17 protein-coding genes are annotated in these 20,027 nt (G+C 66.0%); 11 read left to right on the top strand and 6 right to left on the bottom strand.

Annotated features, from left to right (window positions below; translation table 11 throughout):
* The first annotated feature begins 135 nt into the window (after window positions 1–135).
* From BLW00_RS19740 to BLW00_RS19720, 5 genes are all read left to right on the top strand, one after another.
* Window positions 136–1,332: an ABC transporter substrate-binding protein gene (locus BLW00_RS19740; RefSeq protein WP_175494437.1), complete on the top strand. Its 1,197-nt coding sequence runs from the start codon at window positions 136–138 to the stop codon at window positions 1,330–1,332.
* A gap of 72 nt (window positions 1,333–1,404) precedes the next feature.
* Window positions 1,405–2,259, top strand: coding sequence for a branched-chain amino acid ABC transporter permease (locus BLW00_RS19735; RefSeq protein ID WP_217634440.1), 855 nt, complete (start codon window positions 1,405–1,407; stop codon window positions 2,257–2,259).
* Window position 2,260: 1 nt separating this feature from the next.
* Window positions 2,261–4,144: a branched-chain amino acid ABC transporter ATP-binding protein/permease gene (locus tag BLW00_RS19730; RefSeq protein WP_092557466.1), complete on the top strand. Its 1,884-nt coding sequence runs from the start codon at window positions 2,261–2,263 to the stop codon at window positions 4,142–4,144.
* Window positions 4,141–4,875 carry an ABC transporter ATP-binding protein gene (locus BLW00_RS19725; protein WP_092557464.1) on the top strand — a complete coding sequence of 245 codons (735 nt, stop codon included), beginning with the start codon at window positions 4,141–4,143 and terminating at the stop codon, window positions 4,873–4,875. The genes BLW00_RS19730 and BLW00_RS19725 overlap by 4 nt, the downstream gene beginning before the upstream one ends.
* A 54-nt stretch (window positions 4,876–4,929) precedes the next feature.
* Window positions 4,930–6,714 (top strand): flavin-containing monooxygenase, encoded by a 1,785-nt coding sequence (locus BLW00_RS19720; protein ID WP_092557462.1) that lies wholly within the window; start codon window positions 4,930–4,932, stop codon window positions 6,712–6,714.
* Between the two features lie 78 nt (window positions 6,715–6,792).
* On the opposite strand, the gene BLW00_RS19715 is transcribed toward BLW00_RS19720, so the two are convergent.
* Window positions 6,793–7,878, bottom strand: a complete 1,086-nt coding sequence (locus tag BLW00_RS19715; RefSeq protein ID WP_092557460.1) for an LLM class flavin-dependent oxidoreductase — start codon at window positions 7,876–7,878, stop codon at window positions 6,793–6,795.
* A gap of 188 nt (window positions 7,879–8,066) precedes the next feature.
* Between BLW00_RS19715 and BLW00_RS19710 the strand changes: the two genes are divergently transcribed.
* From BLW00_RS19710 to fgd, 3 genes are read left to right on the top strand one after another with little or no spacing between them, the layout of a single operon-like run.
* Window positions 8,067–8,897 carry an SDR family NAD(P)-dependent oxidoreductase gene (locus BLW00_RS19710; protein WP_092557458.1) on the top strand — a complete coding sequence of 277 codons (831 nt, stop codon included), beginning with the start codon at window positions 8,067–8,069 and terminating at the stop codon, window positions 8,895–8,897.
* Between the two features lie 39 nt (window positions 8,898–8,936).
* A complete protein-coding gene (locus tag BLW00_RS19705; protein WP_092557456.1) occupies window positions 8,937–9,929 on the top strand; it encodes an alpha/beta hydrolase in 993 nt (330 codons plus the stop codon).
* Between the two features lie 19 nt (window positions 9,930–9,948).
* Window positions 9,949–10,965 carry a glucose-6-phosphate dehydrogenase (coenzyme-F420) gene (fgd, locus tag BLW00_RS19700; protein ID WP_092557454.1) on the top strand — a complete coding sequence of 339 codons (1,017 nt, stop codon included), beginning with the start codon at window positions 9,949–9,951 and terminating at the stop codon, window positions 10,963–10,965.
* Window positions 10,966–10,967: 2 nt separating this feature from the next.
* Here the strand turns inward: fgd and BLW00_RS19695 are convergent, their stop codons facing one another.
* Window positions 10,968–12,410: an MFS transporter gene (locus BLW00_RS19695; protein WP_175494433.1), complete on the bottom strand. Its 1,443-nt coding sequence runs from the start codon at window positions 12,408–12,410 to the stop codon at window positions 10,968–10,970.
* A gap of 110 nt (window positions 12,411–12,520) precedes the next feature.
* On the opposite strand from BLW00_RS19695, the gene BLW00_RS19690 reads away from it, so the two are divergent.
* A complete protein-coding gene (locus BLW00_RS19690; RefSeq protein ID WP_217634439.1) occupies window positions 12,521–13,315 on the top strand; it encodes an SDR family NAD(P)-dependent oxidoreductase in 795 nt (264 codons plus the stop codon).
* 34 nt (window positions 13,316–13,349) lie between these two features.
* Here BLW00_RS19690 and BLW00_RS19685 read toward each other — a convergent pair whose 3' ends face one another.
* From BLW00_RS19685 to BLW00_RS19675, 3 genes are all read right to left on the bottom strand, one after another.
* Window positions 13,350–14,009, bottom strand: coding sequence for a TetR/AcrR family transcriptional regulator (locus tag BLW00_RS19685; RefSeq protein WP_092557450.1), 660 nt, complete (start codon window positions 14,007–14,009; stop codon window positions 13,350–13,352).
* Window positions 14,010–14,061: 52 nt separating this feature from the next.
* Window positions 14,062–15,462, bottom strand: coding sequence for a flavin-containing monooxygenase (locus BLW00_RS19680; protein WP_092557448.1), 1,401 nt, complete (start codon window positions 15,460–15,462; stop codon window positions 14,062–14,064).
* 164 nt (window positions 15,463–15,626) lie between these two features.
* Window positions 15,627–17,273 carry a class I adenylate-forming enzyme family protein gene (locus BLW00_RS19675; protein WP_092557446.1) on the bottom strand — a complete coding sequence of 549 codons (1,647 nt, stop codon included), beginning with the start codon at window positions 17,271–17,273 and terminating at the stop codon, window positions 15,627–15,629.
* Window positions 17,274–17,531: 258 nt separating this feature from the next.
* Here BLW00_RS19675 and BLW00_RS19670 point away from each other — a divergent pair, with 258 nt between their 5' ends.
* Complete coding sequence (locus BLW00_RS19670) at window positions 17,532–18,383, top strand: MBL fold metallo-hydrolase (RefSeq protein ID WP_139256819.1); 852 nt, start codon at window positions 17,532–17,534, stop codon at window positions 18,381–18,383.
* A 70-nt stretch (window positions 18,384–18,453) separates the two neighbouring features.
* The gene (locus BLW00_RS19665; RefSeq protein WP_092557442.1) at window positions 18,454–19,086 is read left to right on the top strand and encodes a nuclear transport factor 2 family protein; all 633 of its coding nucleotides are present in this window, start codon (window positions 18,454–18,456) and stop codon (window positions 19,084–19,086) included.
* Window positions 19,087–19,095: 9 nt separating this feature from the next.
* Here the strand turns inward: BLW00_RS19665 and BLW00_RS19660 are convergent, their stop codons facing one another.
* On the bottom strand, window positions 19,096–20,016 hold the full coding sequence (locus BLW00_RS19660) for an SMP-30/gluconolactonase/LRE family protein (protein WP_092557440.1): 921 nt from the start codon (window positions 20,014–20,016) through the stop codon (window positions 19,096–19,098).
* Between the last annotated feature and the right edge of the window lie 11 nt (window positions 20,017–20,027).

The following is a 20,027-nucleotide window of genomic DNA, read 5'->3' as shown; positions in this document are numbered from 1 at the left end:
ACTTCAAACTCAAAGTAGAGGATGTGCCTTCAGAACTGACAACATGAATGTGATGCGATACAGTTCCAACAAGTAGTCGGAATTCTAATTCCAAGTTGGTTATCGAACAACCGAAGGTCAAAGGAGACTTACACTGTGAAACGCCCTTTCATCGGACTGGTCGCGCTCGGCTCGTCTGCAGCGCTGCTGCTCGCGGGATGCTCCGGGACGAGCGAGGACGCCGCCACCGCGTCGGGAGACGATCCCATCAACATCACGCTCGTCTATGGCCAGACGGGTCAGTTCTCCTCTTTCACAGGCAACCTTCGCAAAGGGGTCGACGCGGCGGTCGAGGCCATCAACGCCGACGGCGGGGTGAACGGCCGCATGATCGAAGTCCTGGCACTAGACGACGGAAGCGATCCGACGCAAGCGGTCAGCGTTCTCACCGAGTCGATCGACTCGGGAGGTCTTCCCGACGCCGTCATCCCGGGCTCGGTCAGTAACGAGGCACTAGCCCTCCTGCCGCTGACGACCGAAGACGAGCTCTTCACCTCCACGTCGGCCACGAACCCGCTCGTGAACGACCCCTCGACCTATCCGTTCGTGTTCGGCAACTCCGCCACCCAGGCCGACCTCGTCGCCTCGGTCGTCACCGAGCTCAAAGCCGACGGTGTCAAGAAGCTTGGCGTCGTGACGTCCGGGGACGCCTTCGGTGACTCAGTGAGTAGTGGGATGCAGGATGCGGCGGAGGCCGCGGGAATCGAGATCGTCGACGTCGAACGGCCCGATCCGGCCGCGCTCAACCTGACGGTCGAGATGCAGCGCGTTCAGGCGGCCGATCCCGACGCTATCTACTTCGAGTTCACGGGCTACGACACCATCGCACGCGCGCTCGAAGCTCGGGTCGCCGTCGGCGCGACCGATATTCCGATCTACGGCGGAGCATCCGTGGCATCTTCGCCCATTGCGACCCTAGTGTCGGAGGAAGCCCTGGAAGGATGCCAGGCGCCGGCCTCGAACTTCACGATCAAGCAGGAACAAGAACCCGACTACCTCGCGCCGCTCTACGAGGCGTTCGCGGGTGGTAACCAGAGCGTCGCGACTGGGGGCTACGGGTGGGATGCGATCCACCTGATCGCGCTCGCCTTCGAGCGTGCCGGCGACGACACCAGCGCTCAGGCGCTAACCGATGCGATCGTCTCCGAGGATGTGCCGGCCGACTACCTGGCCTTCTTCCCGACGGGCACGAGCTACACGGCGGACTACCGGTTCCCCGAGTTGCGCGAGGGCAGCCTGACGCTGATCCCCTGCGACTCCGAGAAGGTCGACGGTCTTTACGTTGTCGATTGATCGCCTGTCCCCGGCCGGTCCCGCCCGCCCGTCACCGCGAGTAACCACCGAAGGAAGAGGTGACCGACCATGATGATCGCCCTCATCGCCGGCTTGGCGACCGGCGCCATCTATGCACTCATCGCCATCGGCTACAACATCACGCTGACGTCGTCGGGTGTTCTGAACTTTGCATTCGCCAACACGCTGGTGTTCGGTGGGTTCGTCGCCCTTACGGCGACGGCCGCCGGCCTGCCGCTGCCGTTGACGCTGCTAATCAGTGCCGTCGTGTGCGCCGTAGTCTCGGCCCTGGTCGAGCGTGGCGCGATCCGGTTCATGCCCGCGGGGAGCCACGCCGAGCTGATCACCACACTGGGCGCGGCCACGGTTCTCACCGCGCTTACCGCGATCATCTGGGGGTCTGACCCCCAGCGGCTGGTGCTCTTCGAGCAGCAGCCGTTCGAGCTGTTGGGATTCCGCGTCTCGCCGATCGATCTCATCCTGATCGCGCTTCCGATCGTGTTCGGTGTGGCCATGCATTTGCTGCTGAACCACACGCGGTTCGGGCTGAACAGCCGGGCCCAGGCCTTCGATCGCGAGGCGACGACGCTCCGGGGCGTGAATGTGCGGTGGCTCTCATTGAGCGCGTTCGCGATCGCGGGAATCTTCGCAGGGCTGGTCGGGCCCCTGGTGCTCGTCTCAACCTCGGCTAGCCCGTATCTCGCGTTGAGTCTCGCTCTGAAGGGCTTCGTCGTGCTCGCGCTGGGTGGGCTGGGAAGTCAGGTCGGGGCGATCATCGCCGGCTTCATCATCGGGCTGATCGAGTCCATGGTCGCTCTGTTCGTCGGTCCGTTCTTCGGCGACTACGCGGTCTTCATCGTCTTCGTGCTGGTCCTGCTGTTCCGGTCGCGTGGGCTGTTCGGGAACAAGAACCTGAGGCTGGTGTGAGATGAGCGCAACAACGATCTCCCCGATGCGCACGAGGAACAAGTTCCTCCTGCCGCTGATCTGGGTCGTGGTCACCGCGGTCGTGGCGGTGCTTCCTCTGATTGGCCTCTCGCCCTCCTTGACGCGGCCGCTGCTGCTGATGTCGGTGATGTCGCTCCTGGTCATCGGTCTGAACCTGAACCTGGGCTGGGCCGGCGAGCTTAACATGGGGCTCCCCGCGATGTACGCGGTCGGAGCGTACCTGACCGGGTACATGGCCAGTCGCATCTTCAACGACATCCTGCTCTGCCTGGTCCTGGCGGCGATCGCCTCGGTGCTCGTCGGGCTGTTGGCCGGCATCCCCGGACTCCGCCTCGGAGGCTGGATGCTGGCGGTGAGCTCGTTCCTCCTGGTTCTGCTCATCCCGACCACGCTCCAGGTGATCCCGTTCGAGTTCCTGGGAGGCCAGTCGGGCTTCACGGGCATTCCGAGACCGTCGCTCCTCGGTCTCGAACTCGATCGCAGCGGGTTCTTCGTCGTGGTGATCGTCGTCACGTCGGTCTGGTTCGCCATCTACCGGAGCGCGGTCAAGTCGCAGTTCGGCAACTCCCTGTTGATCCTGCAGCACGGGTCGGTGCTCGCGCCGTCGCTCGGGATGTCGCGGTATCGGCTCAAGCTCACGACCTATGCCTTCGCGTCGATGCCGGTGGGGATGGCGGGTGCGCTGTTCGCTTACACCGACCGCATCATCGCACCCGAGAGTCTTGGGCTCGCACTCATCATCAACGTGCTGGTGGCGTCGATCGTCGCCGGGCGCAGGAGCATCTTCGCGATCTTCGTCGGAGTCGCCTTCGTTCAGGTGATCAGCACCCAGTCGACGCGATTCGGCGAGTTCGGGGAGGTCGCCTTCGGTCTGTTCCTGATCGTCGGCGGGCTCGCCTTCGGCAGCGGGGTCTCGGGACTGGGCAGGTGGGTCGTTCGGCGCTTCCGCAAGCAGGCGGCGCCCGAGAAGGTGGCCGGCATGGTCGCCGACACCTCGATCTCGATCCCTGCGCTGGCCGGCAAGGATCTGCGCATGGAATCGGTGTCGAAGTCGTTCGGCGGAGTGAAGGCGGTGAAAGACGTCTCCCTCCTGGCGCGTGCCGGGCAGATCACCGCTCTCATCGGCCCGAACGGGTCGGGCAAGACGACCACCCTGAACATGATCAACGGCTTCCAGAAGCCCACGAGTGGTCGCATCCTGCTCGGTGACGAGGACGTGACCGGCCAACCCGCGGTGAGCATCGCCCGCCACGGGGTGTCGCGCACGTTCCAGACGCCGGCGATCCCCACCGATCTGTCGGTGGTCGACGTGGTCGCCTCGAGCCGGATCCAGGGTCACCACGCGAACCTGCTGTCGACCATCCTGCGCACCCCGAAGTACCGTCGGAACGCTGAGGAGAACCACCGCGTCGCCATGCAGTGGCTGCAGATCCTCGGACTCACCGCTCTGGCCGATGCGCCGGCGGCGTCGATGGCGCTCGGAACGAGACGCATGATCGAGCTGGCACGGGCGCTCTGCGAGAACCCGTCCGTCGTGCTGCTCGACGAGGTCGCGTCGGGTCTGGACCGCGACGAGGTGCAGGAGCTCGCCACCGTGCTGCGCCGGGTGCGCGACGCCGGTGCGACCGTGATCCTGGTCGAGCACAACTTCAGTCTCGTCCAGTCCCTGGCCGACCACGTGGTCGTGCTCGCCGAGGGCACCGTGCTCACCGATGGGAGCCCGCAGACCATCGCCGAGCATCCGGACGTGCTCGAACGGTTCCTCGGATCCGGGGCCGGTGTCTCGGGCACGACGGTGTCCGACCAGGACGACACTCCGCTTGCGGCCTCCGCCACGGCCTCGCAGAAGGAGGATCGCGCATGAGCGAGATCTTGAAGGTCGATTCTCTCGCAACGGGCTACGGCGACCTCCGAGTGGTCTGGGATGTCAGCTTCTCGGTCGAGCAGGGCGAGGTGCTGGCGCTCCTCGGCCGCAACGGCGCCGGCAAGTCGACGATCCTGCGCGCCATCATGGGCCTGAACGCCGTGCACAAGGGCTCCATCGAATACGACGGTGACGATCTCGGATCGCTGCCCGCGTATGAGCGGGTCAGCCGCGGACTCGGGTTCGTGCAGGAGGGCAAGCGGCTGATCGGCGACATGACGGTCGACGAGAACCTCCGGCTGGGGGCCAACGTCAAGCGGTGGAACCGGCGGCAGCTGGCTCCGCGGATGGAGTGGGCGTACGACATGTTCCCCGTTCTCCGCGACCGGCGCTCGTCTTTGGCGGCGATGCTCTCCGGGGGGCAGCAGCAGATGCTCGGAATCGCCCAGGCGCTGATGCCGGAGCCGCGTCTGCTGCTGGTCGACGAGCCGTCAGCAGGCCTGGCACCCGCGATCGTCGGCGACGTGCTCGACACCCTGGCGCGACTGCAGGAGACAGGGATGTCGATCGTCCTGGTCGAGCAGTCCGTCGACTTCGCGCTCTCCTTGGCGTCGCATGTGGTCGTCGTCGACCTCGGCCATCTCGTGTTCTCGAGTCGCGCCGATGCGCCCGGAGTGCGCGCAGCCGTTCGAGACGCCTACCTCGGACGCAGCGAAGTAGAGGCACAATGATCGAACCCATCGATCTGATCAATGAGGAGTTGAAGGCTATTGACTGACACGCTAATGACGGCCCCGATCGAACTCGACCGGGCGGATGCGGCACGCCTCTTCGCGACCTGGCTCGATGAATTCGCCCGAGCGGTCGAATCGCAGGACCAGGACGGACTGGCGGGCCTGTTCGACGCCGACGCGAGTTGGCGCGACTTCATGGCCTTCCGGTGGGACTTCTCCAACCAGCTCGACCGCGAGTCGCTCGTGCCGGCGTTCCTGGAGGCGGCGTCCGTCTGGCAGGCGACCGCCTTCTCCGTCAACACCGATCAGGAACCGCTGACCGACGGCGACTCGATCCAGGGCTTCTTCGACTTCCAGACCCGCGATCGGGTGGATCGCGGCTACGTGCACCTGGTACGGGTCGACTCGCGTTTCGTGGCGAGGAGCATGCAGACGCAGATCATCTCGCTGCAGGAGTTCCCCGAACGGACGGGACACAACCGGCCGGAGGGGAAGGTCTACGGACTGGTTCCCAATCGCACGAGGTGGAGGAGCGACCGCACGAAGGAGTCCGCATTCGAGGACAGCGATCCTGCCGTGCTCATTCTCGGTGCCGGCCACAACGGCCTCGCCGTCGCCGCCCGACTCGGTGCCCTCGACGTCCCCACCCTCGTGATCGACAAGGAGGATCGCGTCGGAGATCAGTGGCGCAACCGCTATGCCGCGCTGGCGCTGCACAGCAGCGTGTTCGGCGACCACCTCCCATACCTCCCGCTTCCTCCCACCTGGACGGCGCACACGCCCAAGGACAAGTGGGCCGACTGGCTGGAGTCCTACGCCCAACTCCTCGACCTGAACGTGTGGACCGGAACCGAGTACGTGGGCGGCGAGTACCACGACGACACGCAGCGCTGGACGATCCGCGTCCGCCGGCCGGACGGTTCGATCCGTGAGCTGCACCCCCGACACTTCTTCGTCGCCGGTGGGATGTTCGGGGCTCCTAAGACGCCCGACATCCCGGGCCTCGACACCTTCGCGGGTGAGGCCATGCACTCCGACAAGTTCCAGGACGGGGCGAGTTTCGCCGGCAAGCGCGCGCTCGTGGTGGGTGCCGGCGTGAGCGCGCACGAGATCGCTCACGACCTGTGGGAGCACGGTGCGGACGTGACGATGCTGCAGCGCAGCGCGACCTACGTGCTGAGTTACGAGTCGTATCACAAGTACTGGAATCCGCTCTTCACCGAAGACATGCCGATGGCTCCCGAGTTCGCGGATCAGGTCGGCAATGCCGTGCCGTTCGTGAAGAACATCCCCCGCTTCCAGCAGCTCGTAAAGGACGGCGCCGAGACCGACAAGGAGCTGCTGGACGGCTTGGTCTCCGCCGGGTTCGCCCTCGAGTGGGGTCCTGACGGCACAGGCGTGCTCGGTGCGCACCAGTCCGGTCGTGACGGGTACCAGATCGACATCGGTGCGTCACAGCTCGTGGCGAACGGCTCCGTGCACCTGAAGCATGGTGTCGAGCTCTCCGAGATCCGTGGGAACTCCGTCCTGTTCAGCGACGGCACGGAACTCGAGGTCGACGTCATCGTGTTCGCCACCGGCTACCACCAGTTCTGGGGCCACATGGGGCCGACACTGGGATCGGTGGCTTCGAAGATCGAGAGCGCCTACTCCCGAGCGGATGACGGTGAGTACGCCAACACCTGGCGTCGCTCTGCGCAGCCCGGGCTGTGGTTCGGTGCGGGCTTCATCCGCATGGCCCGCTTCTACTCCCAGTTCAGCGCACTCATGATCAAGGCGATCGAAGAGGGCCTCGAGCCCATCGACCCCGATCATCCGGAGAAGCGCCCGCAGTAGCGGATCGTTCCCGCTACGGACGAGAATGGCCGGCCTGTCCTCTGACGGGCCGGCCATTCTGTGTGGGCCTCTGAGAGGTCAGGACCTCTTCGCGAGCAGGCGATCGAATCGGGGAACGACCTCTTGGGCGAGGAGTTCCATCGAATGCCGCCACGGCCCGGGGTTGTCGAAGAAGTCGTACTCCTCGATCAGCAGTGTGCCGAACCCGCCCACGGCGTCGTAGATGTCCAGGAGCTTCTGTGCAACCGTGTCGGGTGCACCGACGAGCCAGAGGTTCTTAGCGAGATACGGCACGGTCACGTCCTCGTCGGCCACGGAGGGATCGTGCTTCAGATACTGCGTCCAGCCGACGGCGTTGTTGACGACCATGTTGGCCTCCCACTGGCGGCCCTGGTTTCCGTTGACCGTCAGATCGTAGGCGTCGTCGTCGGTGTCGGCGACGAAGACGTCCCGCACGATCCGCCAGATGTCGCGACTCGCGGTCTGTCCGCTCTCTGCAGCGCCCTCTTCGTACACGTCCCAATGACCCTTGAGGTACTTCGGGTTGAAGAGCAGGCTGAGGGGGATGTAGCCTCGAGTTCCGGCGAACTTCAGACTGCTGCTGCGCTCGGTGAGCCCGGCGATCGCGATCGGCGGATGCGGGCTCTGGAACGGCTTCATGTGGGGCTTGAAGCCCAGGTACTCCTCCGCGAGTTCGACTTTCCAGAACTCGCCGTCGTACTTCCAGGGTCCTTCCTCGGTCCAGATCTTCAGGATGATCTCCAGCGACTCCATCATCATGGTGCGCTGGACACCGGTCGAGGGGTCGATGCCGAAGAGCGGGAAGTCGGTTGGCACCGAGCCGGCACCGAATCCGACCATCAGCCGGCCGCCGGACATGTGGTCCAACTGCATGAGCCGATGGGCGAGAGCCGCAGGGTGGTGATAGGGGAGCAGATGCGCTCCGGGCGCCAGCTTGATCTGGCTGGTGCGGTTCAGCGCTGCAGCGATCATGAGATCGGGTGCGGGGCCGGGTTCCCACGGCGCCGTGAAGTGCTCTCCGAGCCAGGCCTCCGCGAATCCCAATTGATCAGCCCATTCGATGACGTCGAGGTCGAACGCGTAGGCGTCGGACGGCGCTCGCTCCGGCGGATGGGACGGCATGAGAAACACTCCAAGCTTCATCGCTTGCTCCTTGGTCTTGTCTAGCAGTTTCGGAGGAAAGCCCAACGCGGCATCCGCACTTCGGGCAACTGCCACTATAGTCAACTAGAGGTTCAACATATGAACGAAGCGTCGATGAATTTCGATGCAGGGCCGACGACGCAGATGATTGTCGGCGCAGCGATGGGGCTGAGCAGAGGAGCGCGTACATGACCCGCCTGGACAACAAGATCGTCGTGATCACCGGCTCGGGGACCGGTCTCGGTCTCGAGTACGCACTCGCCTGCTCCGCCGTGGGAGCGACCGTCGTGATCAACGATGTCAACGCCCACGCGGCCGAGGCTGCCGTTCGTCAGGTGACGGAGGCGGGTGGCCGGGCTCTGGCCGTCGTCGGCTCCGTCGCGGACTGGGATGATGCAAAGCGTCTGGTCGACACGACCGTGGCCGAGTTCGGCCGGATCGACGGGTTCGTGGCCAACGCCGCCATCCTGCACATGGTCGAGCCCTGGGCCGAGGAGGAGACGCGGTTGCGGGCCATCGCCGAGGTCAACATCCTCGGTGTGCAGTTCTGCATCCGGCATGCGATGCGGTCGATGATCGACACCGGTACCCGGGGATCGATCGTGACGGTGGTCTCCGGTGCGATGTACGGCTTCAAGGGCATGAGCGCGTACGGCGCGAGCAAGGGTGCAGTGGCCGGCATGACGGTGAATTGGGCGATCGAAGGAGCGGAACGCGGTATCCGGGTCAACGCGGTCTCGCCGTTCGCGATGACGCAGATGACCATCGACACGCTCGATGAAACGAAGGCAGACCCGGGCCGCTTCCCCACCCCAGATCGCGTCGCGCCGGTCGTGGTCTCGTTGCTCTCCGATGACACGGCCACCGTGTCGGGCGCACTCGTCAGGTTCGACGCCCGAGACTTGAGCGTCTACCAGACGACAGTCTCGCTGATCGAGAGCTCCGATGCGTGGACCCCCGACGGCGTCTCGCAGGCGCTGACCAGTCGATTCCCGGCGGGTCCCGCCGAGGCTGACTGAGATGGCCGTGTCGGTCGCCATCGAGCGGATGCCCGCCTGATGCCCGGGCCGGATCGCGGTCCGTTGGACGCTGCCAGCGCCCGGTTCATCGAGCTCTACGGAGCCGCTCTCGAACTACCGCAGGGAGGGGCTGATGTCGAGCCCGAACTCACTGCCCAGATCGGGCGCGAGCGCGCTCAGCTGCTCTCGACGCCCGGTCGCGCGCTGCTGAGCCCGGAAGCCCGCGCGGTGGAAGTCGCAGACCACGTGTCCGACAGCGGACTCGCGTTGCGCAGCTACGTTCCCGAGGCCGGTGGCGCCGGCCTGCCCGTGGTGGTGTACCTGCACGGCGGCGGCTTCGTCACCGGCAGCATCGCCATGAACGACACGACGTGCCGCATCCTCGCGGCCGAGGGTCACCTGGTGGTGGTCAGCGTCGAGTACCGCCTCGCGCCGGAACACCCGTACCCGCAGCCGCTCGACGATGCCGAGAGCGCCCTCGAGTGGGCGGCCGACAACGCAAAGCGTCTCTTCGACGCGGACACCTCGAAACTAGTGGTCATGGGCGGCAGTGCCGGAGGAGCCCTCGCCGCGGCGTCGGCTCTGCGGGACCGGGATCGCGGTCGCTCCAGGATCGCACTTCAGGCCCTGATCTATCCCGTGCTCGACGCGAGCATGTCGACGGAGTCGTACCGGCCTGAGGTGAACGGAACCGGCTACTTCATCTCGGCTGACCACATGCGCTGGTACTGGGCTCAGTACAGAGGGTCGCAGGCGGGACTCGACTCGAATCCGTACTTCTCGCCGGCGGCGGCGCCAGACCTGACGGGACTCCCGCCGGCGATCATCATCACGGCGGAGTTCGACGCGCTCCGCGACGAGGGGGCGATCTACCACGCACGGCTGCACGCCGCCGGCATCGCCTCTCAGCTCATCCACTACGACACGCAGATCCACGGCTTCATGGCGCTGTTCGACTCCGTCGACGCCGCCTATCCGGCTGTGGCCGAGCTGGGCCGGCTCGTGAGCCGCGCGCTCGAAGACGCTCACTGACCCGACGGAAGGGCATGGCATGGAACTGAAACTGGGATACAAGGCCTCGGCGGAGCAGTTCGCTCCGCGCGAGCTCGTCGAGCTGGCCGTGGAAGCCGAGGCTCACGGCTTCGAGACAGCGGTCGTGAGTGATCACTTCCAGCCGTGGCGCCACACGGACGGGCACGCCCCATTCTCGCTCGCCTGGATGGCCGCTGTGGGAGAGCGCACGTCGACGATCTCGCTCGGAACTAGCGTGCTCACCCCCACCTTCCGGTACAACCCCGCTGTGCTCGCCCAGGCCTTCGCCACGCTCGGATGCCTCTACCCCGGCCGTGTGTTCCTGGGGGTGGGCACCGGTGAGGCGCTCAATGAGATCGCAACGGGCTTCCGCGGGGCGGGTGAGCAGGAGTGGCCGCCGTTCAAGGAACGGTTCGCTCGCCTCCGCGAGAGCATTCGCCTCATGCGCGCTCTCTGGAACGGTGAGCGGGTCTCGTTCGAGGGTGACTACTACTCGACGCACGACGCCTCGATCTACGACGTGCCGAGCGGGGGCGTGCCGGTCTATGTGGCCGCAGGCGGCCCGGTCGTGGCGAAGTACGCCGGGCGGGCGGGCGACGGTTTCATCTGCACCTCCGGCAAAGGGCGTGAGCTCTACGAGGACGCGCTTCTGCCGGCTGTCGAAGCGGGAGCGGTCGCCGCCGGCCGCGCCGCCGAGGGCATCGATCGGATGATCGAGATCAAGCTCTCCTACGAGACCACCAGGGAAGCGGCACTCGCGAACACCCGCTTCTGGGCGCCGTTGTCGCTGAGTGCCGGGCAGAAGCACTCCATCACTGATCCGGTCGAGATGGAGGCCGCGGCAGACGCACTGCCCATCGAGACGGTGGCGCGGCGGTGGATCGTCGGAATCGAGCCGGATGAGATCGTCGACGCGATCGGACAGTATGTGGACTGGGGCTTCAACCACCTCGTCTTCCATGCGCCCGGTAGCGACCAGCGGAGGTTCCTCGATCTGTTCGAACGGGACATCGCACCCCGGCTGCGCGGACGGTGATGTCACCCGGCGCGTCGCCGGCCGTGCTTCAGGTCGAACAGGCTGAACACGAGCGCTACGGCCATCAGGCAGATGGTCGCGGCCAGTCCGAGGATGAAGGCGTCGTGGTAGGCCGCCGACTCCCCGGTGACAGGTGACCGGCGCGCGAGAGTTCCGAGGAACACGGACAGGACCACCGCGACACCGAGCGCTGTTCCCACCCTCTGACCGACCTGGGTCATGGATCCGGCCAGACCGGCGTCCGGCAGGGGGACCTCGGCCAGCGCGAGGGTCTGATTCGGGGAGATGACCAGGCCGCCACCCAGACCCGCGACGATCATCGCCGCGGCGATCAGCCAGGGGACGGTGGCTGCTGTCGGATGCGTGGAAGCGGCCGCGATGAGACCGGTCCCTCCCAGGGCGACGACCAGCCCCACCAGCACGACCCTCCGTCCATAGCGGCCGATCAACCTCCCCCCGAGCCAGGCGGTGCCGGCCGCCGCGACCGCGTAGGGGATGCTCACCATCCCGGCGAACACGGGGGGCAAGCCGAGTCCCTGCTGCAGGAAAAGCGTGGTGAGCAAGAACAGTGCCGGCAAGCCGGCGTAGTACGCCGTGACGACCAGGAGTCCGTTGCGGTACGAGGCGATCGAGAACAGCCTCACGTCGAGCACGGGAGAACGGCCCTGCTTGACGTATCGCCGCTCCCAGCCGAGGAGACCCGCCGCTGCGCCGGCGAAGAGGAGGAGCCACAACCACCGACGGGGGTCGTCCTCCGGTCCACCGGTGGTCAGCACGAAGGGCAGCATCAGGCTGACCGTCGAGATGCCGAGCAGGCCGGTACCGACCAGATCGAGGTCGGTACGTCCGTGCTTGCGCGCGCCGTCACCGGGCAGGAAGCGCATCGCCAGGAGCGCCGCTGCGATTCCGAGCGGCACGTTCATCCAGAACATCCAGCGCCAGCCGTCGACCGGGCCGCCGATCGCGATGAGCAGGCCGCCGAGCGCGGGGCCCAGCGCGGTGGCGAGACCGACCGTGGCGCCGAAGGTTCCGAAGGCCCGGGCCCGATCATCGCCTTGGAACAACTGTTGGATGATGCCGAGCACCTGGGGCATCTGGATTCCCGCCGCGACCCCTTGGGCGATCCGGGCGACGACAAGGAGTTCGATCGTCGGCGCGAGGGCGCACAGCGCGCTCGCCAGGGTGAACAGCACCACGCCGATGATCAGCATGCGCTTTCTCGAGCGCAGGTCGCCGAGGCGGCCGGCGGGGATCAGCGCGAGTCCGAACGCCAGCGCGAAGCCCGCCACCACGAGCTGCAGCTCAGACGGTGCCGCCTTCAGTGATGACTCGATGGACGGCACGCCCACGGTGACCTTGGAGAGATCGAGGATCGTGAGCGTCGCGACGGCGATGCAGACCGCGAATCCGCGACGGCGCTCCCGGGCGGCTCGGGCAGCTTCCATGAAGGCGCTCCTGACGTCGCGAGGCATGTCGATCGATCTCTTTGCGATCGGATGTAATTCTACTACCATGATGATATTCAACTTTCGAGTCAAGACTAAGGACGTTCACCGTGGAGTTCACAGATCGCATCGCCATCGTCACGGGTGGAGCATCCGGAATCGGAGCGGCCACCGCTGAGCACCTCGCCGATCTGGGCGCTCGAGTCGTGGTCTGGGATCTCGCGGACGGCGCCGACGTCCAGGTCGACGTGCGCGACCCCGAGTCGGTGACTGCGGCCATGGCCGAGACCGTCAAGACGTTCGGCGTGCCGACCGTACTCGTCGCCGGAGTCGGCATCAACGGTCGACGGCCGCTCGTCGAGACGACGGTCGAGGACTGGGACCGCATCATGGAGGTCAACGCCCGGGGCACCTTCCTGACACTCCAGGCGGCGGCGAAGGCGATGATCGAGGCCGGCACGGGAGGATCGATCGTGCTGATCGGAAGTACGTCGGGCGTCCTCGCCGACCCCGAGACGGTTCCGTACTCCGTCTCCAAGGCGGGATTGAACCACCTGGCCAGACTTGCGGCAGTGGAGCTCGGCAAGCACGGCATCCGGGTGAACCTCGTCAACCCCGGTGCCACCCGAACGCCGATGACCGAACGCACGCTCAGTCGGAGCGACTACCTGAACCTCGTGGTGGAGACCACTCCGTTGCACGGTGTGGGCACGCCCGAACTGCTCGCGCAGTCGATCGCGGGCATCCTGGCCCTGGACTGGGTCACGGGCCAGACGATCATCGCCGACGGTGGAAGCTCGCTGGTGACCCCGCGCGGTGCCGTGCGGGCGTCGTTCGGCTCGTTCGTCGGGGGGCCGGAGACCACGGAGTACGAGCGGCCCGCCGACTCTGCCAAGGGCAGCTAACCCTCGGGGTGGGCGGCCGCTGCGGGGCGCTCGCTCAGGCGGACGCGGCGGCCTTCGCCGGCACCACGAGGAGCATCAGGCTCCGCACGAGGCGGTCGAGCACGGCCGCGCCTCCGCGGCCACGCAATTGCTTGCCGTACCAGACCGGAGCGAGCATCATCGCCCCTTGGATGGACATGTTGGCCACGCGGGCGTCGCCGGCTTCGAACTCGCCGGAATCGATTCCCTCTTGGATGACGTCGCGGAACATGGCGACGTGCTCCCGGTTGCGTTGGAGCACCGATTCGGCGATGGTCGGCGGCCAATCCAGGGGCTGCAGGAACAGTCGGGACATCTCGACGTTCTCGATCGAGGTCATCTGGATGTGGCGGCGGATCAGGCCCTGCAGACGCTCTGTCGGCGTGCCGCCCTTGTTGAGAACAGCGGTCAACTCCTGGAAGGAGTAGTCGGAACATGACTCGAGGGTTGCCAGGACAAGCGCTTCTTTGCCGTTGAAGTAGTGGTAGATCGAGGCCTTCGAGAGGTCGAGGTGCTCCGCGATGTCGTCGAGACTGGTCATGTGGTACCCGTGCTCGGCCACCGTCAGAGCCGTGAATGCCATGATGTCGTTGACTTTGCGGTCGCGCCGCCGCTGCTGCCGCGACTGACCCTCCTGCTCAGGCGTCGAGAGCCACAGGTCGCGTTGTTGAGCCATGGTTACACTCTACCGATTCCCCGCCTGAGGCGCCTCGAAGGCGCGAAGAGCGTCATGCGGCCGAGGCGGACCGCAGCGTCGACCGGTCGGCAGCCGAGCGGTTTGCGGCGAGGAACGCGGCGGGCCTCCCGGACTCGGCGATGCGTTTGGGGCCGAGCCGCTCCTCCTGCTGCAGGAACTTCAGGTAGAGCGGCGGATCGAGCTCGAACGCGTAACGAGGCGTGTTCGGGTAGCGACGCTTCACCCAGACCTTGACCTCATCGATCTCCGCCCTCATCGTCGCGAGGTCGGGGAGGATCGTCTTTCCTGTCTCCAGCGCGACGAACCAGCGTGATTGGTAGTCGTCGATGCGGAGATTCGAGAGCCCGGTCGTGTTGAAGTAGCCGGCGAAGTACAGTCCGGGCCATCGGGGCGAGACGGCTCGCCCGTAGAGGTTGAGGCTGCCCCCCGAGTCCAGCGAGACGATCGATTCGTCGAAGAAGGGAAAGGATAGGTCGTAGCCGGTCGCCGCGATGATCGTGTCGAACTCCTCGCGGGTGCCGTCGGTGAAGGTCACGGCCCGATCGGAGATGGTCCTGATCCCGGGCCGCACCTTGACCCGGTCGTAGGCCATGTGGTTCACGAGTGTCGCGTGCGAGATCGGGTGCGTGCGGCCCTTCGGGGTCTGCAGGCCCCAGGTCTCCATCCGGCCGTGCACGATGCGGGTGATGATGCGCCTGACGAGGATGTGAGTGTCTTTCGGCAGCCACTTCTTCTTGACCATCCCCTCGTACTTGCCGACGGGGTTCCCGAAGATGATCTTCGGCATGATGAGTTCGGGTGAGCGGGCCGAGATCACGGTGCGGCCCGCGACGACGGCGAGGTCCGCGGCGATGTCCAAGGCGCTGTTGCCGGTGCCGATCACCAGCACGCGCTTTCCGCGGAAGGGCTGGGGCTCGGTGTAGGAGTGCGAGTGCAGCAGCTCGCCGCCGAAAGCGCTCAGGGAGGCCGGCATCCGGGGCTCGGTGAGGTGCCCGGTCGCCACGACGACTGTGTCGAAGACCCCCTCGAAGCCGTCGGCCGCGGTCACCGACCACTTCGTCACCGAGACTCCGTCGACCTCCTCGACGACGGGCTCGACCCGCTTGACCTCAGCGCGGAACCGGGTGCGCTCGCGGAGTCCGTTGTCGTCGGCGAAGGTGTTGAGGTACACCGCCATGTCCTCGTGGCTCGGGAACATCTTCGGCGCCGTGCGGAACGGGAACTCGTCGAAGTGCGTGGCATCGCGAGTGGTGTTGATGTGCAATGACCGATAGGCCGAGCTTCGGCCGCTGTCGTTGCCGAACATCCACAGGCCACCCAGCTTGGTGCCGATCTCGAAGATCACCACGTCGGCACCGGCCTTGGTGAACCGCTGGGCATTGATGAGCCCGGCGGCTCCGCCGCCGATGATCGCTACTCGTTTGACGCTCATTTTCGGTCCTCGTCATCCCGGAGGATGCTTCTCGAATCGTTCCGGTACGCCGACGGTGAGAGCGGCGCAACGATCCCAGGCGCTGCACCGCAGCCCGCGTGGTCTCGACGCCCCATCCTACCCTTCTGGGCGTACGTTTTTCCACTCGTGAGTAGATAACTGATTTAAGAATCGATCGAAGCGACAAGTTCTCTGAGGTGACGCCGAAGCACCTTGCCGGTGAGGTTCACGGGCAGCGACTCGATGAACCGCACGACGCGTGGTGCTTTGTAGGAGGCCAGTCGGTTGCGGCAGTGCTCGATGAGCTCTTCGGCGGTGACGGGGAGCGATCGGTCGACGACGACGAACGCCTGGACCGACTCTCCGCGATGCCCGTCCGGCACGCCCACCACCGCCGCCTCGACGACGCTCGGGTGTTGGAGCAGGCAATCCTCCACCTGCCTGGGAGAGATGTTGTTGCCGGAGGTGACGATGGTGTCCTTGATCCTGTCGAGCACGTAGAACCAGTCACCGCGGCGGATCGCGAGATCCCCCGTGCGGATCCACCCGTCGGCGATGGTGCCGGCAGCGTCCTCGCCCGAATTCCAGTACCGGGAAATCATCTGCGGTCCGCGAACCACCATCTCACCCACCTCTCCTTCCGGCAGCTCGTCGCCGGGCTGGCTCGCCGGGTCGACGATCCGGCTCTCCGTCGAGTAGACGGGCATGCCGATGGCGAGTGCGCCACTGGCCGGATCGATGGGCACCTCGACACCGGCCGGGGAGAGGTGCGTCGGCCCGGACGCCTCCGTCATGCCGTACGCCGTTCCGATCTGCTGGCCGAAGCGGCTTCGCCAGCGCTCGACCAGCACCATAGGCACGGTCGACGCTCCGCAGTAGAGGTGGTTCAAGGACTCGAGGTCTTCGCGTCGGATCGAGGGCTCGTTCAGAAGGGAAAGGTACATGGTGGGCGCGCCCATGAGAAAGGTCGTTCGGTGCTGCCGAGCCATCCGAGCCAGGGTCGCGACGTGGAATCGGTAGCTGATCGACACGCTGCAGCCGGTGACGATGGCCGGCGCGATCCCCGCCGCGATCCCCATGATGGTGGGGAAGGGAGCAGCTTCCAGCACCCGATCATGTTCCGTCAGCGCTACCCAGTCCCGATAGACCTGCCCCACGAAGGCCAGCGACTCGTGCCTGTTCACAGCGCCCTTCGGGGCGCCGGTGGTTCCTGATGTGAAGACGATCGCGGCGGCGCTGGCCGGGTGCGGCACCACCATCGCCACCGGCTCGCCCCGGTGGCGGTTGACCAGGTCTCGGAACTCCACGGTGTCGGCCCGGGGTGCGGCGTGCTGGGGGATCAACTCCTCGCTGCCGGCGTCGTGGTACTCATGGGGGCAGAGCGAGATGACCGGGGTGGGGAGGGGGATGCCGTCCATCCAGTCGCCGATTCGGGCCTCCTCGCAGGCGATAGTGGAGGCGCCTGATCGCGATACGAGCTCGAGGATCTCGTGGTCGCCGAGAGCGGGCGGGATCGGTACGATGATGCCGCCGAGCTTCCAGGCCGCGATCATCGTGATGACGAAGTGCGGGATGTTGTTCGCCACGATGGCGAGGCGATCTCCGTGGGTGAAGCCCCGGCTCTCCAGTGCGGCGGCGAATGCCTCGGATTCCTCGTCGATCCGCTGGAAGGTGAGTTCGCCGTCGAAGTACCGGATCATCGTCCGCGTCGGATGGCGAGACAGGGTCGCCCGGAACATCGACATGAGGTCGCGGTCCTCGAGGTGAGCGATGGTGATGCCGGGTTCGGTGACCGGTCGGTGGTCGGCCATTCCCACTCCTCACCGATATCGTGGTCGCCGTCATTCGGGTGCGCTCACATCGAGGTGCCGGAGGCGGCGCCACATCGCGAGCGTGCAGATTCTATCGCCGAATCCCCGCGGTCTGCTGTCGGGATCTCGCCGCCGAGCGACCTTCGTCGTCACGTGAGTTGATTGCTGACTCGTGAGTAGATCTAGAATGCGGTACATCGTGATCTGACCGACAGGGAGAACCTCGTGGAATCCACCGCCGATGCGCAGCCTTTGATTGTGACTCCGAATGTTCGGATCGATCGCATACTCGAGACCACCCTCCCGATGTTCGGACTGGACGAGTTCTTCGCGAACTACGATCCCGCGGTGCATCCGGTGGTGACCCTCGGCCCCGATGAGTACGACGCGGCCGCGGCCAAGATCGTGCTCTCCTCCTCCAGTTACCTCGTGCGGGTGCCCGGTCTCGTGCTGGTGGTCGACACCGGGGTGGGCAACTCCCGCGACCGCCTCCGGCCGATGTTCCGGCAGATGGACACGGACTGGTACGAGCAGCTCACCGCATTGATCGACCCCGACGACGTCGACGTCGTCGTCTCCACGCACCTGCACATGGACCACGTCGGGTGGAACACGCGGCTCGACGGCGGACAGTGGATTCCGACGTTCCCGCGGGCCCGGTATCTGTTCAACCGTCTGGAGATCGATGCCCTCGGCGACGACAGCGTCACGCAGTCGCTCGCGCGAAACGGCGACTTCGTCGCCGACTCGATCACCCCGGTGTTCGATGCGGGTCTCGCCGAGGTCTTCGACGCGCCGCTCGAGCTGACGGCGCACCTGCGGCTCGAGCCCGGCCCCGGAGACACCGCGGGGCACGTCGTCGTTCGACTCGTCGACGAGGGTCGCACCGTGGCGCTCATCACCGGCGACGTCTTCCACCACGCTCTGCAGTTCGAGGATCCGGCGCTCACCTCGCGGTTCAGTTCCCTCCCCGACGAAGCCGTTGCCACCCGCAAGCGTGTCTTCGCAGAGAGCGCGGACAGCGGCGTGCCTCTGCTCGCCGGCCACATCGCGGCACACCCCGCGCTGTATCTCGAGCGCGAGGGCGACCGATTCCGAGTGATGGGATAGTGTGCGCATTACGCACGCTTGTGCGCATTTTGCGCCGGTGCTAGCGTGAAGACGGAATCGAGGTAGGACCATGAGCGACACCGAGAACGATATCGAACAGCAGGTCAGAGGCTGGGCCGAGGGGATCTGGCGGCCAGGAATCGAGCAGGGCAAGAGGCTGCTCGCGACACCGGTCGACCCCGATCTCCGGATCGAGGAGAGGCTTGCCCGCCTCGAGGACATCAAGGCCATCGAAGACGCCTTCCGGCTCTACCACATCTTCTATGGGGGCCGGGATCTCGAAGCCACCCTTGATCTCTTCACCGACGATGCGATCCAGGTGAACGGGCGGGGCACCTTCATCGGCAAGGAGAGCCTGCGCAGCTCCTACGAGTACCTGATGACCAATCAGAAGTTCATCATCCACCACGGCACCAACGTACTGGTGACGCTCGATCCCAACGATCGGGACGCCGCACTGCTGACCGCCCGCCACATCAACTTCTGGGTGGGGGAGACAGGCACCCCCGGCATCGTGGGCGGCACCTACCTCAACCGGATGCGACGGGTGGGGGGTCGATGGTTGATCGCGGAGCAACGGCTCACGTTCAACTACAGGACCGTGGCCGAGCTCGTTCCGCGGGTCGTCAACTCGACGGCTCCCACGCCAGACCTTCCTCTCAACCAGCGGGATCTGCTCGAGGACTGGTCGCTCTTCGCCTGATCGCGAGACTCATCGCGCGCTGTCTGCCCAGGCCCTCGGGAAGTGGGGTTCGGGAATGCCGGTCTCTCCGACATCGACCACGAACACCGCGCCGGCGTCCGGTTCCGCCGCCTGCTGGTCCTCATCCATGAAGAGCCTCGACGTCGTGACGAACAGCTGGTCGAGGCGCTTTCCTCCGAAGGCGCACATGGTCGGCCTGGACACGGGCGTGCGGATCACCCGATCGAGCCGGCCTTCCGGGGTGTAGCGGCGCACTTGACCGCCCCCGTACATCGTGATCCAGTAACCCCCGCGCGCGTCGACGGCCGCTCCATCGGGGACATCGGCGACGGCGACGGTGACGAAGACCTGGCCGTTGCTCGGGGTACCCGTGACGGGGTCGTACTCATAGGCGAGAATGCGGTGATTCACTCGGTCGGCGATGTACATCCGCCGCCCGTCGGGCGAGAAGGCGGTGCCGTTCGCGATCGTCATGCCGTCGATCTGCGCGGTCACTCCGCGTTCGTCGACCCGGTAGTAGTGCTCCTGACCGGGTGTCGCGCCGGCCAGCACCTGAGGGAACGTCCCCACCCAGAATCGCCCCGAGGGATCGCAGCGCCCGTCATTGAACCAGGATCGCTGCTGGTCGTAGGGGGTGTCGTGCACGAGCTCGGTGCGGCCGGAGTCGAACTGGAGATCGTACAACCCCGTCGCCGCCGCGATCAGGGCCCCGGAACCGTCGTCGAACAGCGCATACGCCCCCACGTACTCCGACGGCAGTGACCACGACCGAGCGACACCGTCGCTCAGTCCGATCCGTTTCAGGGCGGGTTCGAAAAGACTCACCCAGTACAGCGAGTCGTTGCGCGGTTCGTAGATGGGATTCTCACCGATCACCGGATGGGTGTGCTGAACCATCCGCCAGTCGAGCTGCTCCGGTGCCGGATTCACGCTCGCCCTCC

It is taken from the genome of Herbiconiux ginsengi (assembly GCF_900107435.1).
In the GTDB taxonomy this organism is placed as follows: domain Bacteria; phylum Actinomycetota; class Actinomycetes; order Actinomycetales; family Microbacteriaceae; genus Herbiconiux; species Herbiconiux ginsengi.
Note: the sequence above shows the minus strand (reverse complement) of the source record. Positions and strands in the feature narration are given on the sequence as shown.

Excerpts from the sequence above, each read along its gene's own strand:
- BLW00_RS19735 (WP_217634440.1), top strand. The coding sequence starts at position 1,405 with ATGATCGCCCTCATCGCCGGCTTGGCGACCGGCGCCATCTATGCACTC.
- BLW00_RS19730 (WP_092557466.1), top strand. The coding sequence starts at position 2,261 with ATGAGCGCAACAACGATCTCCCCGATGCGCACGAGGAACAAGTTCCTC.
- BLW00_RS19725 (WP_092557464.1), top strand. The coding sequence starts at position 4,141 with ATGAGCGAGATCTTGAAGGTCGATTCTCTCGCAACGGGCTACGGCGAC.
- BLW00_RS19720 (WP_092557462.1), top strand. The coding sequence starts at position 4,930 with ATGACGGCCCCGATCGAACTCGACCGGGCGGATGCGGCACGCCTCTTC.
- BLW00_RS19715 (WP_092557460.1), bottom strand. The coding sequence starts at position 7,878 with ATGAAGCTTGGAGTGTTTCTCATGCCGTCCCATCCGCCGGAGCGAGCG.
- BLW00_RS19710 (WP_092557458.1), top strand. The coding sequence starts at position 8,067 with ATGACCCGCCTGGACAACAAGATCGTCGTGATCACCGGCTCGGGGACC.
- BLW00_RS19705 (WP_092557456.1), top strand. The coding sequence starts at position 8,937 with ATGCCCGGGCCGGATCGCGGTCCGTTGGACGCTGCCAGCGCCCGGTTC.
- fgd (WP_092557454.1), top strand. The coding sequence starts at position 9,949 with ATGGAACTGAAACTGGGATACAAGGCCTCGGCGGAGCAGTTCGCTCCG.
- BLW00_RS19695 (WP_175494433.1), bottom strand. The coding sequence starts at position 12,410 with ATGGAAGCTGCCCGAGCCGCCCGGGAGCGCCGTCGCGGATTCGCGGTC.
- BLW00_RS19685 (WP_092557450.1), bottom strand. The coding sequence starts at position 14,009 with ATGGCTCAACAACGCGACCTGTGGCTCTCGACGCCTGAGCAGGAGGGT.
- BLW00_RS19680 (WP_092557448.1), bottom strand. The coding sequence starts at position 15,462 with ATGAGCGTCAAACGAGTAGCGATCATCGGCGGCGGAGCCGCCGGGCTC.
- BLW00_RS19675 (WP_092557446.1), bottom strand. The coding sequence starts at position 17,273 with ATGGCCGACCACCGACCGGTCACCGAACCCGGCATCACCATCGCTCAC.
- BLW00_RS19665 (WP_092557442.1), top strand. The coding sequence starts at position 18,454 with ATGAGCGACACCGAGAACGATATCGAACAGCAGGTCAGAGGCTGGGCC.